This window comes from Chitinophaga filiformis, from assembly GCF_021646545.1.
In the GTDB taxonomy this organism is placed as follows: Bacteria; Bacteroidota; Bacteroidia; order Chitinophagales; family Chitinophagaceae; genus Chitinophaga; species Chitinophaga filiformis_A.
On sequence record NZ_JAKIRP010000003.1, the window covers coordinates 413516 to 432382 of the forward strand.

The following is an 18867-nucleotide window of genomic DNA, read 5'->3' on the forward strand; positions in this document are numbered from 1 at the left end:
AAATATTAAAAATAGCGGGGATTGGATGTGCTGAAAAGCTTTGAATTAAATAATAGACCGATCGAAAGTTCATGCGAGCCGCCCTGTATACCTGCCAGTTTGTTCATGCTGTAGTCATAGGAATAACCTACACGGAACTTGGGAGAGACGTAATATTCGAGGATAGCACTTGCCGCATTGGCCTTGTCAAGTGATGTATTACTTACAACTGATTTCTTGTTGAATACAGAGAGATTCGTTCTGTAGGAACCGCCAATCCATAAAAGTTCATCAATGTGCATCATCAATGTTGCGTCCAGACCTGCAGGACCTGCGAAGTCGGTTTTGAACAGCACTGATGGTTTGAGGTAAATGTTATCATTCACCGGGAACATGTAACCTGCAGTTAAATAAACATGTTGTTTTCTGCGGATACTTTCATATGTATATCCTCTCCATTTATAACCGGAGCTACTGTACTTGGAGAAGAGATCCAGTGCAGAGAGACCAATATAAAGTGAAGGAGTATAGTAATAGATACCTACACGTGCATCAGGAGCGGTAGACTTGGCAGAACCATCAGGAATGATACGGTCGCCGTTATCCAGGTAGATCAGGTCTTTACCGCTCAGGCCATACTGTGTTGCACCTACGCCGATACCGAGGCACAGGCGGCGCGTGTCTTCTTCATCGAGGCGTATACGATATGCATAGGAAGCATAAAGAGAAACAGCGCTCTGAGGACCGAGGTTATCCATCATGGCCTGTACACCCAGACCAACGTTTGCGTCTTTGTTACCTCTGTTCAGTGGACCGTCCAGCGATACACTGGCAGTACGTGGAGCACCGTCTATACCGGTCCACTGCTGGCGGTAAGCGGCGTTAAGATGCAGTACATCCTTATAACCTGCATATGCGGGATTGATGCTCAATCCGTTAAAGATATACTGGCTGAACTGGACACTTTGCTGTGCACGGGAACCTGCTGCCAGGCAAAGTAATAATACTACAGTAAACCATTTTTTTGTCATGTACATAATTGCACTTTTAGGATCACAGTTCATTATCTAATAATCATTACCCAGCCTTTGAAAACCTTTACTCCTTCGGTAGGGCTGTTCAATTCAAGGCGGTAGTAATAGGTACCTTCGCTTAATCCTGTCGCATCCCAGGTGTTCTGATAGTTTTTGTCCTGGTACACAATGCCTCCCCAACGGTTGAAGATGAACAGTTGACTGTCAGGGTATTTATCAATTCCTCTTACTATAAAGTGGTCGTTCTTTCCATCTGCGTTTGGTGTTACCACGTTGGAGATCACCATACCTGCAGCCTTACCGGCTGTCTTGATACTTGTTACGGTTCCCTTATCGCAACCTGCTTCTTTAGGGTCGCAGTGGTATGTTGCTTTGGACGTAGAGTCGGAGTTACCACCGATCTGTATCCTTGCTGTGTTATCGATACTCTTGATACCATCAGGCAGCGGATCAACCTTTACTTTAAAGTGGAGTGTGGCAATTGCACCTGCAGCCAGGTTATTTACTGCCCACATTACTGTGTTGGAACCTACCAGGTGGATACCACCATCTGTAGCAGATACGAAAGTCGTCAGTGCAGGAACAGGATCACTTACCTGGAGGGTAGGGATAGTAACGTTACCTGTGTTGCGTACATATATAATATATGACAGTTCTTCACCTGAAGTTACACTGGCCTCACCGCTGGCATTCAGTACTATTTTCCATCCTTCGAAAGAAGTCACACTCACGATAGGAATAGTAGTAGATTCTTTACCTGCGCCATTTGGATCTGGCTGGTTAGGATCGGTAGCGAGGGATGGCAATGTTTCAACGAATCCTTTACCATTCCCGTTATTTACGGTCGCTGTATTTACGATAGCTTTAGCGCCTGTCAGGTCTGTCGCCACCCTTACACGGAAAGAACGGACAACTGATTGTCCCGGATCCAGTAAAGGGATCGTCCATTGCAGCAGGTTATTAGCGTCAGGTGCTGCGTCGGGTGCATCGTAGAAGTTGGTATATATGGGAACGAAGTCCTGAATCACCACATCTTTCAGTTGCTCGGTACCTGTATTCTGTACGTGTATTACATAAGTAACCAGGTCGCCTGACTGGATAGTATTGTTCGGACCAGTACCGGTGTAGTTCACGCTCATCCAGGCGATGGAGTTCATACCATTATCAACCGGGGTCCTTGTAGCAGGCCATCCTTTGTCGACACCTATAGCGGAGTTGATGTTGTTGTCAACCGCAGGTGCGAAAGTGTGCTTTAATCCCAGTCCATCTCCGATGTCTACATAACCGGTATTATTAATATAGTCTACACCGGTTAAAGCACCATCCACATTCACGGAAAAGGAAACTGAGGTCTGTGCGCCGGGAGCCAGTGGCAGGTTGTTCCATGACAGTACATCATTATTAAGCGTACCGCCTGGAGAAGCACCATAGAAAATGGTGTGTACAGGCAGTGTGTCCACTACACGCACTGTGAGGGCTTCATCACCGGTATTTTTAATAAAGATCTTATAGTCGATCTGGTCTCCCACCTTTACGGCGCCGTCAGCACCGGAACCGTTGTAGGAATATGTTACCCAAATGTCAACGGATTTGGTATATGGTTTACCGTTAACGGTAATACCGGTAGCTGCTTTTTTTCCGGCTGTCGGAATATTGGCCTTCGCTGGCAACCAGGTCATACCTACTATAAAAAGTAGCATGAACAGGCAGCGATCAGACATCTTTTTAATATCGGTAAAGACCAGGCCAACTCGCTGCTGCATCATCGTTTGCAGATTTAAGCGAGAGTTATAATTTATGCGCATAGGCTTAGGATTACTGCAAGTAGTGTATTTTGAATGCTGTTGTACCAATGTATTGCTCTCATTAGAAACGCCGTGCACCAATTGTCCTCTTATTATATATATAGATCCGGGCAAGCCGGGGACGGTGGTCAGGCATATGGAAAATTGCTCTCAGAGCAGTCCACAATTCGTATAAGGCAGCGTTCTTCATTGGTTTAGGATTATGATTTATAAATATCCGACAGTCAAGGATATAGTAAATTCGAATATAAAAATATCTATATTTATTGATAAAACAATATCTTTTTAAAAATTAATGAGCATTAACCCCTCCTACTTCTCGGTTATAAATCAAAACATTACAAATGAAATTGGGGCACATACTATGCAATTTGGCATATAAAAATGGCCATTTTCCGGGATCAATCACATGATATTTTATATACATATGACCATTGGAATAACCTTGCTGATGAAGGCTTCGGGGCATTCAAATATATATTTTAACTCATACAATAAACATATGGTGGCTGAACGTTATAACTACCCTTACCGGCCCAACGAAGAATGTGGTTATTCACATTTTTTAAACAAGGAAACGACCCGAAATGTGGATAACTTTTCTTATCACCCTTGTACGCATATTTTCAAAATGACATTTTCTGTAATATTATTTTACCCTATTTCTATGAGATTCTCTCTGTTCCCTCATTCACAGCATAAAATTCCTATATGTGAACAAATCACTATATTTACTAATATAAATGTAGTTACCTAGATCGCTTTACCAGGCCCGGCGGGAATAAGCAGTAAGTATATGCTCACCTTTTTTTGAGTACTAGCGCTTATTTTATATATGACGAAGATCATTAGTTGAAATCGCACCCGTTATTCTATTCATATTTACGCCACTGGAAAGACCATTCCCATATCTTCTACCTGAAAGACCATGTTTAAAAACAGCTGATGGAGGCTGCACGCGCAACGGAAAAAAACTATGCCATACGTGTGTCTGCATTCTACCGCTAACTCATTAATATTAACCAATTTAAAATGCACACGACCATTCCATTCTGTTATTACACGAGTAATTCTGGCCTGCGGAGACCGGAGCCATTAATGCCTGACCAGTATCCGCCATGTATATGGGTATTGTAATCGGTTACATTCATACCTGTATATCAACCTGCAAACACTTTTCTGATGAATACTGCAGTCTATAAAATTTTACTTGTAGATGAGGATCAGGTATTTGTAAGACAGACCCGGCAGTTATTGATTACCCAATCTTATGACATCCATACAGCCTCCTCAGAAGAAGAAGGAATCATCATCTGCCAGCAACAGCAACCCGATCTTATCATTTGTGGTGCACACCTGCGCGGAACAGGCGGGCATCATTTCATTATGGCACTAAGGAACGACCCTGGTTTTGATCATATTCCGCTGATCTTCATCAGTGTAAAAGATAACAAACAGGAAATGCGCATGGCCATGAACCTTGGCGCAGATGATTATCTGGCAAGGCCGTTCAGAAAACGCGACCTGCTGCTCAGTATTCGCTCGCGACTGGGCCGTTTTGCCAAGTTCAATCATGTGCATACACCTGACGAAACCAGAAGTGTATCTCTTGCTAACTCATCAACCGCACAACAGGCACTGTATCACAGGCTTGGTAAAGCTGAAAACCGCATCATAAAAATGATCGCAGAAGGCAAAAGCACCAAGCAGATGGCTGATGAATTAAATGTGAGCATCCGTACTATCGAAAATCACAGGTACAGGATCGCCGGCAAACTTGGTATTGCCGGGCGCAACGCGCTGACTGAATTTGTGATCAGGAATATTATACAGCAGCAGAAACAGTAGCCCACTGAAATCGGAATTAAGGGTCAGGAACCAGCAACTCAGTACAGCAGCGCTTCTTCACCGATGCCGGCTGTAATGAATTGACTAAAGTATCGGAATGTCAATTTGTATTCGTATTTTCTCATTCCTGATTCTTAATTCCTGATTTTAATTCTCCTGCTACTCATGATCAGAAGTATCCTTCTCTCCACAACCCTTCTCCTGCACATATACTGCGTAAACGCTCAACAGTTTACGATGGAGGCGGTTACCAGTTATCCCTTCCCCTCCCTGCTTACCAGCGCATCCACCGGCAGTAGTATTGCCTGGGCGTTGAATGAACAGGGAAAAAGGAATGTATATGTTGCCACCGGTCCTGATTTTACTCCCCGGAAACTCACCGGCTACACGCAGGACGACGGACAGGAGATCAGCAGCCTGTCTATATCGTCTGACGGTAAATGGGTAGTGTATACCCGTGGAGGTGATCATGGTGGAAAAGAAAGCAGTAATCCTGTGAATGCCACCCACCAGCCCATACCTCCCAAAACTGAAGTATGGTCAGTACCTTTTGCTGGTGGTACTGCCAAAGTATTGTCAGAAGGCGATTTTCCCGTCATCTCCCCCCGTGGCGACAGCGTTGCGTTCATCAAGGGCGGTCAGATATGGATCGCTCCCACAGACGGCGCTGCTCCCGCCCGGAACCTGCTTACGCTCAAAGGATCCTGTCACAGTATTGTATGGGCGCCCGATGGCTCCGGACTTGCATTTGCGAACAACCGTAATGATCATTCCTATATTGGTGTATACCGCAACGCAGGTACTCCGCTGCAATGGATGGCCCCTGGCTTTTCCAAAGACTTTTCGCCCCGTTGGTCGCCCAATGGCAAACAGATCGCCTTTATCCGTATACCCGGTACCGGTGGTGCTACCGATTCACTACTGGCCAGGAGACACCAGCCCTGGGCTATCTGGACAGCAGATGTAGCCAGCGGAGAAGGCCGGCTGCTATGGAAAGCGCCCGTTACCCTACGCGGTTCCATTCCAACCACGGATGGTGGTACGAATCTCAACTGGCCCGTGAATGACAGGATCGTGTTCCTCTCCTACCACGATGGATGGCCACATCTCTATTCCATCGCACCAGGAGGAGGCACACCACTGTTACTTACGCCAGGCGCATTTATGGCCGAACATATTGAGCCAACTTCTGACGGGAAATGGATCGTGTTCAGCGCCAATACGGGTTCCACAGCTACCGACATAGACCGCAGGCATCTCGCCCGCGTACCGGTCGATAAAGCAGCGATGGAAATACTCACTTCGGGGGATGGTATTGAAACATACCCTGTCGTAACCGGCGATGGCCAGACGATTGCCACATTTGCCGGTACTGCACAGCAACCCTTACTGCCTGCAGTGATGCCTTTTCAGAAAGGCGTTCCCAGTGTAATAGGCAAGGAACTATTGCCAGGCAATTTCCCTGCGGCGCAGATGGTGACACCGAAGCCGGTTACCTTCAAAGCGCCTGATGGCACACTGGTGCATGCGCAGCTGTTTGAACCAAAAAACAAGGCAGCAAAACATCCTGCCGTTGTATACATCCATGGCGGCCCTCAGCGCCAGATGCTGCTCGGCTGGCACTACATGGACTATTATGCCAATGCTTACGCTGTGAACCAATACCTGGCCAGCCAGGGATTTATAGTACTGTCGGTGAACTACCGACTGGGCATCGGTTATGGCTACGAATTCCATAAGCCGCCGCATGCCGGCATCATCGGGGCATCAGAATACCAGGATATCAAAGCTGCCGGTGAATGGCTGGCGGCGCAACCGCAGGTGGATGCTAAAAAGATCGGTGTATATGGTGGCTCCTATGGAGGCTTTCTGACCGCACACGCCCTGGGCAGGGACTCAAAACTATTCGCCGCAGGCGTAGATGTACACGGTGTGCATAACCGTACGCAATTTCTACCTCCTCCTACTGCCAACCCGGCTCCGGATGTTGATACCGCTTTAAAAGTGTCATGGTTGTCCTCGCCCGTGGCCTATGTCAGCACCTGGACCTCGCCGGTACTGCTCATTCATGCTGATGACGACCGCAATGTGGATTTCGGCCAGACCATCGACCTTTTCCGCCGGCTGGAGGACAAAGGTGTGCCATTTGAGTATCTCGCTATTCCCGACGATACCCATCACTGGATGAAATACAGTAATGGGCTTACGGTCGACAAAGCGACCTCCGCATTCCTGATCAGACATCTGAAAAAGTAAGACTATTATTTCCCGATCTTACCCAGGTGTGTCTTTAAAACCGGTTTCATACTTTAAACCGTAACCAAACATCCTGTCCATTACCGAATGGGCAAACAGGATAATGCCGGTGAAAACGATCCAGTCGAGGCGGAAGTACAGACCAGCCAGATAAACGGCCAGCGCGATGCCTTTGTGATGCACCAGGTTGTAAATAAAAGCGCCGGTACGGTTGCCGGCCAGGTAGCCCAGCATGGAAAGATCGGGTAACAGGATACATGCCGGGAACAGCCACCAGGCATATGGCGATTGCAGGTGAAAAGCAAGGATGGCGAGCAGGAAAAGCGCCAGTTCTTCCAGGATAAGTATGGTTTTCATTAATTACAGGCAGGTTTAGGCCGGGCATAAAGATAATTACTTATATGAATTGCGGAGGCATGTGGTCAGGAGGGTAACAACAGTGTACGACTATGGTACGTATCCGTATCCACTGTCTATCTACAGGCGCTGTACTATAGCGTTAAAGGCACTATTCTATAGCGATGGCTATAGAATAGTGCCTTTAACGCTATAGTACAGCGCCTGTAGGTTATAGGTCCCACTATATTGCTATACTATACTAACTATATTCATGCAGGCATCATCCTGGTGGCAATCCCTATCCTGTTCCAGGAGTTGATAGCCACGGCCGCCATCATTACCTGGGCGGTCAGCTTTTCGCCCAGCACCTGTATGGCCGTGTTATACGTGGCATCGCTCACATGATTGCTGATCAGGGTCACCTCTTCGGTGAGGGCCAGGATGGCTCTTTCTTCCTGGGAAAAGAAAGGCGTTTCCCTTCAAGAAATGACTGTTCAGATTTTCTTAGCCCTGATCTTACTCAGGAATTCGGGTGTGAAACCCAGGTAGGATGCCACCATATATTGCGGGATGCGCTGCAGGAATTCGGGATACAGGTTGCTGAAATGATAATAACGTTCTTCGCCGGTAAAATCGTAGATGTACCGGATGCGCTGCATGGAGGCAGCATATGCCCTTTGCAGGATTAGTCTGAAATAACGTTCCAGGGCTGGTATTTTGGCAAAAAGCTCCTCCTGAACTCTCCAGTCCAGCACAGCTATTTCAGAGCGTTCTACGGCCTGTATGAAGTATTGTGAGGGCATTCTTCTATCCAGGCTGTTATAGTCAGTGATCCACCAGTTATCGATACCGAAATGGATGATCTGTTCAGATCCTTTTTCATCAATGTAATACTGGCGGAAACAACCTTTTAAAATGAAATAATTGGCATTGCAGATGGCGTCCTGCCGGAGCAGGTATTCTTTCTTTTTTACCTCCTGGTATTGTAGGCAGGACAGTATGATCTCCTTGTCTTCTTCCGTCAGGTCTATAAACTTGCTGATATGTGCGATGAGCCTTTGCATACACAATATTACGGTAAAGAAAGAAGGCTCCTGTACGGAGCCTCCTGTTTTAATATTTTGCGGCCTGTCCTTTGGCCGGGATAGATTCCATGATAAACTTCCTCAGGTTCTCATTTGCTGCAGCCAGATCATCCTTTCTCAAATACATCATATGCCCGCTACGATAACCTTCCCATTTCAGACGGTCTTTCAGTTTGCCGCTGGGGTCCAGCTGCCACATGCTGTATTTGGCATTGAAATAATCGCAGGCCCCATCGTAATACCCGGATTGCACCAGCAGGTGCAGGAAAGGATTCTGGGCAATGGCCTGACGCAGGTTCTCACCTGTCTTGTCATCCTTCCTGTCCCAGGGATGCACATCGCCGAACATGTTATACTTCAGGTCTGTTTTGTAATTCAGTTCATCCCGCAGGTAGATGTGGATAGCTGGTGTAAAGGCCTGTAACCAGGCAGTCAGCTCTGCGTTATAGTCAGGGCTTGTGCCACCTGTCTGACGATCTATACCCCTGTAACGGGAATCCAGCCGGCCGACAGTATATCCCTGGTCACGCAGCAGTTCTTTCCAGAAAAGGTTCGTAGACACATCCAGGTTATTTTCCTGCACCACCAGCTCCTTCAATCCGCTGTAACGTGCAATACGGGCGCCGATGTTTTTACGTTGTGCATCATCCAGCGCGCCGCCCTTTGACAATGCAGGGACCAGCTCATTGATCGTGAAGTTTTCCACTTCAGGCAGTACATCATTCAGATCTTTCTGCTGCAGGTCGGCGGGCAGCTTTTTATGGTACCAGGCAGTAGCCGTAAAATAAGGCAGTTTCAGGGCAGCGTCCAATGGTCCGTTACGCAGTATACCCAGTTCTGTCGGCGATACGAGAATAACACCATTCAGGTACATCCACTGCGCATCCTGCAGCTCCAGCGCCAGTCCGGATACACGGGTGGTACCATAGCTTTCGCCTATCAGGAATTTGGGAGAGGCCCAGCGCCCTTTGCGGGTTACGAAAGTATTGATCCATTCCGCCAGGTATTTGATATCAGCATTCACGCCATAAAACTTGCTGCCGGGAATATCTTTACTCACGGGGCGGGAATAGCCTGTATTCACAGGGTCTACATACACTATATCGGCAACATCCAGGATGGAATGCGGATTATCGCGCATACCGTAGGGCTGTACCGGGTAGCCCTCATCATCTATGTTGAGCATCCGCGGACCGGTATAACCGATCTCCATCCATACGGAAGGCGTACCGGGGCCTCCGTTGAAGGAGATCACCAGCGGACGGCCGGATTTATCTTTTACATCATCTCTTTCATAGTAAGTATAAAACACACCGGCAATAGGTTTGCCTTCATCATCCCACACGGGAATGCTGCCTGCGGTAGCGGTATAAGGCACCCGCTGGCCTTTGATCGTCACTTCATGTTTGGTTACTACGGAAGAGTCAACAGCCAATACTCTGGAAGGCGAGGGTTTCATCTGCGCCTGTGCCGGCAATACAGCCATCCGCGCAATGACTGCACCTGTAAGCAGCAGGGGCAATAAGATCTTGTTGGTCATAAATTGATTGATAAATGGTTTCAGGGTAAATATAATAGAAGCAATCGGCTATACAGCGAATTTTGGGATAAAAGGAAAAATCCCCGTTTGCTGTTCGCGATGTACCAGCTACTATCATTCCCCCGGCACCCATACTGATACTGCACCCGCAGCACAGCGGAAATCGCCCCATCCTTCCTGGTCTATCACGACTTCCTCCCCACGCCTGCCCAATATATCCTTAAACGGTTTCCCTGCGTAACGCTTTCCAATTTCCATGTGTTTGTTTCCTTCCTCTGAGTTGGAGATCACAATAGCGCAACCGCTATGTTCTTCATCTCCCTCCCGTGTCCAGCCAATACAATTGGGATGGTCGAAATAATCCCTTTGCGGGCCATAAGCATACTGATCCCGGGCGGCGAGCAGTTTGTCCAGTCCCTCCACACGCGCCAGCTCTATCGTAACCTCCTCTCCATCCTCATTTTCGCCGGTGTAGGTTGCACCATACAGATCGGGATAGAAAACACAGGGATAACCGTGTTCACGCAGTAATATCAGGGAGTACGCTATTGGCCTGAACCAGTTCTCAACGGGAGCTTCCAGCGTCTGTAGTGGTTGTGTATCATGATTGTCGATCAAAGTCACCGCAAGGGCAGGCTGCTGCAATACCAACGAGCCTTCAAAGATGGTAGTAAGATCATACTCCTTGCCCGCTTTGGCTGCATCAAAGAAGTTATGATGTAAAGATGCGTCAAACAGGGACATTCTTCCTTCAATGGCGTCGATATATTTCAATGCCGGTTCTACGTCGTCGGCAGCCCAGTACTCTCCTACAGCAAAAAGCTCCCTGCCGGTAATTTTCCGCATGTGGTCCAGCCATTCCTTCATAAAACCAGGCGTAATATGTTTCACCGCATCCAGTCGAAAGCCATCAGGCTTCACAGTATTGTAATACCATTCTCCCCATCGCTTTATTTCTTCACGCACTGCGGGATTCCGGAATTCGATATCAGCACCCATCAGGAAATCAAAGTTGCCTTTTTCTTCGTCCACTACATCTTCCCATCTTTCACCGTATTCATTCTGTATGCTGAAGATCGCATCTTCGTCAGATCCGGTGATATGATCTATGCCGGTAAAACACTGATGATCCCATATAAATGCAGAATGAGTTCTTTTACGTCCGGGGAAAACAAATTTGGTATAGGCCTCGGCCAGCATTGGATCAGAAGTGAAGTTATTCCTGTCTTCAGGATCTACTCTCCTGACAGTTATCTTTTCTGTTTCATCACCTCCCATCAGGTGGTTGACCACAATGTCCACATATGCCTGCATACCGGCGTCATGAATAGCTTTGACAGCGTCGATGTATTCCTGGCGGGTACCGTAACGGGTACGTACTGTTCCTTTCTGATCAAACTCACCAAGGTCATAGAAGTCATATACATCGTAACCACGGCTGTCGATACCACCTGCACCTTTATAGGCAGGCGGCAGCCAAACGGCGTTAATACCCAGGGCAGCCAGTTTCGGTGCTTCCTGTTTTACTTTGTTCCACCAACTTCCGTCGCCTGGTACGTACCAGTGGAAGTATTGCATCATTGTACCGTTTTTCATCCGTTATCATTAATTGGGGAAAGATATGAATGGGGTACAAACCACATGCCACCGTGTTTTACATGATGATCACGTCCCTCTCCCGGGCGGCGGGTGTCACTTTCAACTGCTCCACTTTACCATTACTCACCTTTCCTTCGATAATGGTATTGTAGGGTGCATGCAGTTTGAACACCGCATTCCATTCTGCCGGCCAGGCGGGTAACAGGTAGATCTTGTTTCCATCCACCTGCAACAGCATTTCCTGTAAACCGGTCATGGCGGCTCCTCCCCAGTTATGATCGGGTGTCCAGTCAAAGCCGGGCCCCCAGAAGGCGGGAAAGCGGTGAGGACCATTGGCGAACTTTAGTTTCGTGAGTGCTGCCGCCTCTGCTGTCAGTCCCAGGCGCGCAGCAAAAATGTTGTATTGCCGCCATCCTACATGGCTGCGGAATTTCACCGCATGTGGATCATATTCCCAGGTGTTGCGCGCAATATGCAGGTCAGGCTTACCCACTCCGTAGATACCCCAGGGGAAAACCGGGTACAATTGTGGTGTCTCCGTATTCTGCACCCTTTCCCAGGCAAGCGCCGGTGCAATGGTTGTATGTCCGGTGAATTCTGTCAACGCAATAGGCGGCACTCTTTTCTTCATCTGTAAGATCCTGCCCAGACGCAATGTGTCTTCCTGTATTTCCGGCAGTTCAGACATTCTTTGCAGGATGACCTGTAAAGCAGCAATAACTGTTGTGGAATTGTAGGTCATTTTGAAGGTCTCCGCTGCTGATGTTGGGAACAGTATGTATTGTCCCTTTTCATTCAGTTCTTTAACACCTCTTTTCTTTGCGAGCTGCCGGTAATGTTCATCGTAAAAAGTCAGGCAGCTTTCGATGAATGCAATATGTTCAGGATTTGATATGCCGGTGTAACGGTTCGCGTCCAGCATCATCAGGCAAAATTCAAACACTGTTTCCCACTGGTATTCCAGCCATGCATTATATTCCACGCCGGGATCGGCGCCGGTAGGTCTTTTAGGTTCGTACTCGGTGACGTTAGGCAAGCCGAAGTTCTCAATCTGTTCTGTAAAGCAGGCGCCAGGATGCGCCCAGTATGTCTGACTACGGAGTTCCGCATTCTTCTTTATCCGCAGATAAAAATCAAACTGTCCTTTCATCAGATCGGCATCTCCACTTTTCAGGAATGGATAGTATACCAGCCGCTGATTCTGCGCTGTCATCGTACCGCCACCCCAGAGGCGGAAATCGGGAGAGAAAGGATACTGTGCACTGACATAACGCGGATCGAACGTAAAAAGACCACCGTTGAATTTAGTCGGCCATTTGCCGAAGGCGTTACATCCCAGCATATAACGGAACAATTGGTAGTTGCGTCCGACAGTTACTGCTGCCGTATCTTTACTATCTATGTATATGTAACTCCTGTCCCAGAACTGCTGCCACCATGCCAGTGTTTTACGCCGGGCTGCATCCCGGTTGCTACCCGCAGTTTCCATTATGTACTGCAACGCTTCGCTCCACTCACTGACACCGGCAGTTTGTGCCACTTCCAGCCCTATTGTCAGATGCTGTGAACGCACCGCTTTCTTACTCTGCAAAGACCATCCGCGATAAGCCGCATCTGCGTAAGTACCTGAATCTATTCCTGCTGCTACCATCTGATCGCCCCGCATCATGCCGCCAAAGGTGTTATTCTTTAAAGGATCATACAACTGGTCCGTCACTGCTCCCATCCCTTCCATTTGTACCGTATATGAAAAAACATCCTGCACACCGGCACGATTACGGTGATAGAAAACAACATCATTTCCCTGGAAACTTATATCATCTTTATAGGTTGTAATGGGGAATGATTGTAAGCGCTTATAGGAATTTGTACGGCATTCTCTGGTATCTGTAATGAGGTGATCTGCATATCGCCATGATTCATAAGTAGCGGTCACCTTCACCGGATCATCATTCTTTATATCGATATGTACTACGGGATTAAATACATCCACCCATATCTCCATATCCGTATGCTCATCCCGGATCCGCACACTTCCCTGCTGCAGTTTTAACTCCTGCTTAAATCCTTTCAGCCCAAGCGGCCCTGAGGATAATTTCAGTCGCACCCTTCCCAGTTTTAACATGGCATTGTTCTCATCAAATGTGCCGCTTCTTGACAGATAGCATAGTACCTCTCCATTTTCCACCCAGACATTCAGCCCAATATCTCCTCCTCCACAGGGCATGGCATCAGCAGCACTTTTACCCGGTGTATCCCAGGACACGTCATAACGGGAAACAGGCGTCTGCTGTGCTATGGCATGATGCCTGCAAAAGATTACAGCCAGACTCAGACACAAGATTAATGGCAGGGTATTAACGCCTTTCATAATACATGGAACCGGATTTAAATGCCCCTAAAATAAGTCGTTAAGCTGACAATTAATAGATTATCCTAAAAGGGGACTACAACATTTCTTTTTTCGACAAGCGCGTGTTTTTATCATCAGAAATCCCTTAGCTTTGTATCACTCTATCGAACGAACAACTTCACTTACACGCTGAACCTACAACTCCTGTGCAACGTTCCTGTCAACATAATAACCATTAAGGTTAATGCTGTAAACCTTAGTAACGCTATTCTTTTACAAGCATTATCACATACGCTTTTAATATTTTATTATGACAAGTAGTATCGAACAACTTGCCGGTAAGAAAGTATTATTTGCTACTATCTCAACTGATGCCCATATTGATCCTTTGACAGGTTTAGCGAAGTATTTACAGGATTTGGGGTGTGATGTAAGATGGTATGCATCGAAATACTATACCGCTAAATTCCACCAGTTGTACATTTATCATTACACACCGGGAAAACACAGGGCTGTAAATGATGAACATGTAGCTACCGTCAGACACTTTGAGGACATCCGCTACATCTATGAGGCATTTCCTTTCGATATCCTGATAGTGGACAACATGTTCACCGCCGCTCCTATCGTTCGTAAGATACTCGGCGTACCTGTGATCGCCATTGGCGTAGTACCGCTGGCAGAAGCATCCCGCGACCTGCCTCCCTATGGTCTTGGTATGCCTCCCTCCTATCATTTTTTCGGCCGGTTAAAACAAGCAGCTTTACGTTTTCTCATAGATAAGATACTGTTCAAACAATCCCGTAAAGTACATGAGCAGGTCTTCAGGAGATATGGCATCAGGAACAAAGGTGTCAATATGCTGGACAGTATTGTAAAGAACGCTGACCTCGTCCTGCAGATAGGCACTCCCGGGTTGGAATACCAGCGCAGAGATATGGGAAGCAACATCCGGTATATAGGCGCCCTGCTCCCCTATTCAGTTGGGAAAAAAGGAGCACCCTGGTTTGATAACAGGCTGCATCAATACAGCAAGATCGTACTGGTTACACAGGGCAGAACAGAAAAAGATATTAATAAGATCATCATTCCTGCGCTGGAAGCATTCCGCGATTCGAATGTGCTCACTATCGTCACAACAGGCGGATCAAATACGGCAGTATTACGTACAAGATATCCTTACCGGAATGTGATCATTGAAGATTATATTCCTTTCAAGGATGTGATGCCTTATGCAGACGCCTTTATCACCAATGGAGGTTATGGCGGCGTGTTATTAAGCCTGCAGCACAGCGTTCCCATCATTGCAGCTGGGACAGACGAGTGCAAGAACGAAACATCTGCCAGGATTGGATACATGAAGTATGGTATTAACCTGCATACAGAAAATCCCCGTGCAGATCAGATCAGTGAAGCATTTGATGTTATAATGGAGACCCCTCTGTATAAAACGAATATATCGAGGCTGATGGAAGAATTCAACCAATACGACCCTATTCCGCTTAGTGCGGGATATGTGGCAGACCTGCTGATGAAGCGGCCTGCGTGAAACAATATGGTTTAATAGATATCAAACAGCTTTTGCTGTGGTGGCTGTTTTTTATTGATATTGGGCGACAGGCTATTCTCCAGCTGCAATATTTTCGTCAAGGGTGGCTTACTGGTAAAAATGCCGGTAGGCTGCCCTTTTCTGATCCCTCTTACGAAACAGTAGATCACGCCACCAAACTGCTTTTCGTAGTTAAATGCATGCAGGCGGCTTTCTAAATACTTCTTCGCTGCCAGTGTATAGATGAGGTATTGCAGGTGATAGTTGTTCTCATTCATGGCGACAGACAAAGCAGCCGGCGCATAGTCTGCCGGTGAGTCGCCCAGGTAATTGGATTTCCAGTCAAGGATGTAAAATTTTCCTTCATGCTCAAAGAAGAGGTCCATTTTACCATTCATGATCCCTTCCAGCTCATGACTGCCATGCTCATGGAAACGGCGAACGATCACGCTGGTCCTGTCGTCAGAAAGACCATTCAACATATCAGGAAAGAAGGCTGACACAGGGAAGTCGAACTCGAATTCCGGGATACGTTTATGCCATACAACGGCTGACAGCGGGAAGGTTTGTCCTCCTACATGGATGTCGGTATGTAACACATGTTCCAGCAGCTGGCGCAGCATAGGTGCGTATATTTCCTGCTGCCCCGGTACAAAGCGGCGGATGGTTTCTGTCAGCCATTTCTCCCAGCGGCTATCTTCAGAGAAGTTGATGTTCTCGAACAGGAAGTGCAACAAGTTACCTGTCTTCGCACCTCTCTTCAGCGTATGGAAGATGAATGTCTCATATGGATCTTCCTGCTGCAGAGGACGTCCTTTCAGGCTCTGTTCAGCTTTTGCTGCCAGCATGGTATAACTCATCTTCCGCCAGTTCTGCTCTTTCAGCACAAACCTGACAGGTACGTCTGTACCGGTATTCGCCACTGCTCCGGTATTCCGGTTCGCATCCTGTTCCGGCGCTACCGGCAGGTCCTGCTCAAACTTTATAATATCGGGAGGCGGCGCTGCGGCTATCAGCGCCTGCAGAAAGGTCAATAAGGTGGAATTGCTATAGTACTTGCTGTTATTACGGAATACAAAACACTTATATACACCACGGGTGATGGCAACATACAACAGACGTCTGTTCTCCTGCTCTGCCTGACGGGCATAGGAGCTACGCTGTTCATCCGTCATACGTTTCTTTTCTACCCCCACATAATCGCCCGTAACAGGATCACGGAAGCTGAAGAACTCAGCGTGCTTGTTCTCCACAAAATCAAGGAAGGGGGCCATGACGATCTTATATTCCAGGCCTTTACTCTTGTGAATGGTCACAATATTCACCGCTTCTTCATCACTTTCCACCCGCTGCTCATATTCATCTCCTTCTGTGGCCATACCATCTATTCCCCGTTTCAGCCATGATACCAGTTCCGTCATCGATAAATTCTTACGGCTCTGGATCTGATGCACCAGCTCTGTTAGTTGAAACAGGTTGGAAATAACACGTTCCCCGCTTTCTGTATGTGCGTGCAGTAATATGTTACGAACATTAAAGTCTGTAATGAAGTCCATCATGGCAGTATAAATACCATCCTGCTGCCAGCGGTTCTTGTAGTTGCCAAAAAAAGCCAGTGTAACTTCATCATCCAGCAGGAGCACATCTTCCAGTTTGAGATTCGTAAAAGGCGACAATAAGGCCCGGTTGATAGAAGATCTGTTTGGCTCCAGCATTGCTTCCAGCAGGTATAAGAGATAGGTAGCCTCTTCGGATTGTAAAACCCTGGCGTCATCTACCGTTACAGCAGGTACTCCCAGTTTCGCCAACTGGGCCTTCACTTCCCTTCCCTGTCTGCCGGTACGCACCAGTATACCAATATCAGAAGGTTTGACAGGGCGTCGGTTCTCTTCATTCCCGATAGTATATTCCCCGCTTCTCAACAGCAAAGCTACCTGTGCCGCTACACTTTCGGTCAGTTCATTGCTGTTGGAAGCATTAAAAACCGTGATAGGTACATCTGCTTCTTCGCCTCTGAATAAACGCCCTTTTGTATTCCTTTCGGGACTCTCCACTTCAATGTAGTTGATCGCATTCCCTTCCCCATTGAAATAGAAAGTATCGAAATCCGGCACCGGCAGGAAGAAGGTATTCATCGCCGCTATAAACGGCTCAGAGGAGCGGAAGTTATGGTTCATACCATACACATGCTGCACGCTGGCTCTGGCCTTAAAATAGGTAAAGATGTCGGCTTTACGCCATGCATAGATACTCTGTTTAGGGTCGCCGATATAAAACAGGATAGTGTCTGTGCCGAATGCCTTCTCGAAGATCTCATATTGCATCCTGTCTGTATCCTGGAACTCGTCCACAAATACTGCCTTATATTTTTCCTGCAGCACCTTCACTAATTGCGGATTATTCTTTTCCACCAGTGAGCGGTGCAGGTTAGTGATCATGTCATCATAGCTCAGCAGGTTATTACGTTTCTTATAACCTTTAACGCCTGCTGCAATTTCCTCTATCGCAAAACAATACAAGCGGCTGATCACCTGCTGCACGATGCCTTTACGTTCTTCATCCAGGGCGGCTACTTTATCCAGGCGTTCCAGCAGATCGGGGAACAATTTGGCGATGTACCCTGCAGAGCTACGCTTTTCCTTTATAACACCAATGAATTGCGCCGGATCATCGACACATGGCAGGAGCGCTTTCTTCGCGTACTGATTGCCTTCACACAATGCTTTCAGCCGGTCTATATTATCCTTCACAAAGGTCGTCAGCTCCTTTTCAGCCGCATCTCTCCTGTCATCCACCGCATCCAGCTGCTGTAACCACTCCTCCTGTTCCTTTGCTTTGATCTGATATCTTTTACCTGGTTCGTAGGCGAAATAGCGCTTACCTCCCATATGCTCATTGAGCGCAGTTGTGATACCAGGCATCATGCCTGGTTCCCAGATCTTTTCCAGCAGGCGGATGTGCAGGGTAGTCACATATTTGCGCCAGAACTTCTGTACTTCTTTCTCTATCAGCGTGCGGGTATCCTGTATCATCTCTGCACCAAACAGCTGATCGGTTTCAAAGGCGAATTCGTTCAATGTCTTCTGGCAGAAACTGTGTATTGTCAATACCGCTGTTTCGTCGAGGAACAATACCGCGTCTTTCAACTGCTGCTGTACCTGTTCCAGGCCATTACGCTCAACTGCTTCTTCTACCAGCCGCAGGATGTTGTCGTCCTTTATTTCCAGACCCTGACTGGCCTTGTAAGCATTCCGCACAAACATCCGGATACGCTCTTCCAACTCAGCGACAGCAGCCTTTGTAAAGGTCACCATCAGGATCTCTTTTACAGACAATGCATTTTCCAACACCAGCCTCAATACAAGAATGGCGATGGAATACGTTTTTCCTGTACCTGCACTGGCCTCTATCAGGTTGCTATCCTGAAGTGGCACAGTACCTGCGTCAAAATACTGGTAGTTAATATGTTCAGTCATTGTG

Annotated in this window: 12 protein-coding genes; 3 read left to right on the top strand and 9 right to left on the bottom strand. The window is 47.3% G+C overall.

Annotated features, from left to right (window positions below; genetic code table 11):
* Positions 1-5: 5 nt before the first annotated feature.
* Complete coding sequence (locus L3C95_RS11365) at positions 6-1016, bottom strand: type IX secretion system membrane protein PorP/SprF (protein WP_236386100.1); 1011 nt, start codon at positions 1014-1016, stop codon at positions 6-8.
* 26 nt (positions 1017-1042) lie between these two features.
* A complete protein-coding gene (locus L3C95_RS11370; protein ID WP_236386099.1) occupies positions 1043-2779 on the bottom strand; it encodes a gliding motility-associated C-terminal domain-containing protein in 1737 nt (578 codons plus the stop codon).
* Between the two features lie 1221 nt (positions 2780-4000).
* On the opposite strand from L3C95_RS11370, the gene L3C95_RS11375 reads away from it, so the two are divergent.
* The gene (locus L3C95_RS11375; RefSeq protein WP_106602516.1) at positions 4001-4666 is read left to right on the top strand and encodes a response regulator transcription factor; all 666 of its coding nucleotides are present in this window, start codon (positions 4001-4003) and stop codon (positions 4664-4666) included.
* A 165-nt stretch (positions 4667-4831) separates the two neighbouring features.
* The gene (locus L3C95_RS11380; protein WP_236386098.1) at positions 4832-6922 is read left to right on the top strand and encodes a S9 family peptidase; all 2091 of its coding nucleotides are present in this window, start codon (positions 4832-4834) and stop codon (positions 6920-6922) included.
* Positions 6923-6940: 18 nt separating this feature from the next.
* Here the strand turns inward: L3C95_RS11380 and L3C95_RS11385 are convergent, their stop codons facing one another.
* The 6 genes from L3C95_RS11385 to L3C95_RS11410 all read right to left on the bottom strand — a co-directional run bounded on the left by L3C95_RS11385 (position 6941) and on the right by L3C95_RS11410 (position 13856).
* Complete coding sequence (locus L3C95_RS11385) at positions 6941-7279, bottom strand: DUF4260 domain-containing protein (RefSeq protein ID WP_236386097.1); 339 nt, start codon at positions 7277-7279, stop codon at positions 6941-6943.
* A gap of 251 nt (positions 7280-7530) precedes the next feature.
* Positions 7531-7683, bottom strand: a complete 153-nt coding sequence (locus L3C95_RS11390) for a hypothetical protein (protein WP_236386096.1) — start codon at positions 7681-7683, stop codon at positions 7531-7533.
* 72 nt (positions 7684-7755) lie between these two features.
* Complete coding sequence (locus L3C95_RS11395; protein WP_236386094.1) at positions 7756-8325, bottom strand: Crp/Fnr family transcriptional regulator; 570 nt, start codon at positions 8323-8325, stop codon at positions 7756-7758.
* A 49-nt stretch (positions 8326-8374) separates the two neighbouring features.
* The gene (locus L3C95_RS11400; RefSeq protein ID WP_236386092.1) at positions 8375-9886 is read right to left on the bottom strand and encodes a S10 family peptidase; all 1512 of its coding nucleotides are present in this window, start codon (positions 9884-9886) and stop codon (positions 8375-8377) included.
* A gap of 114 nt (positions 9887-10000) precedes the next feature.
* Positions 10001-11482 carry an alpha-amylase gene (locus tag L3C95_RS11405; protein WP_236386090.1) on the bottom strand — a complete coding sequence of 494 codons (1482 nt, stop codon included), beginning with the start codon at positions 11480-11482 and terminating at the stop codon, positions 10001-10003.
* A gap of 58 nt (positions 11483-11540) precedes the next feature.
* Positions 11541-13856 carry a DUF5703 domain-containing protein gene (locus tag L3C95_RS11410; RefSeq protein WP_236386089.1) on the bottom strand — a complete coding sequence of 772 codons (2316 nt, stop codon included), beginning with the start codon at positions 13854-13856 and terminating at the stop codon, positions 11541-11543.
* Between the two features lie 292 nt (positions 13857-14148).
* Between L3C95_RS11410 and L3C95_RS11415 the strand changes: the two genes are divergently transcribed.
* Positions 14149-15387, top strand: a complete 1239-nt coding sequence (locus tag L3C95_RS11415) for a glycosyltransferase (protein ID WP_236386087.1) — start codon at positions 14149-14151, stop codon at positions 15385-15387.
* A gap of 11 nt (positions 15388-15398) precedes the next feature.
* On the opposite strand, the gene recB is transcribed toward L3C95_RS11415, so the two are convergent.
* Positions 15399-18863, bottom strand: a complete 3465-nt coding sequence (recB, locus tag L3C95_RS11420) for an exodeoxyribonuclease V subunit beta (RefSeq protein WP_236386086.1) — start codon at positions 18861-18863, stop codon at positions 15399-15401.
* Between the last annotated feature and the right edge of the window lie 4 nt (positions 18864-18867).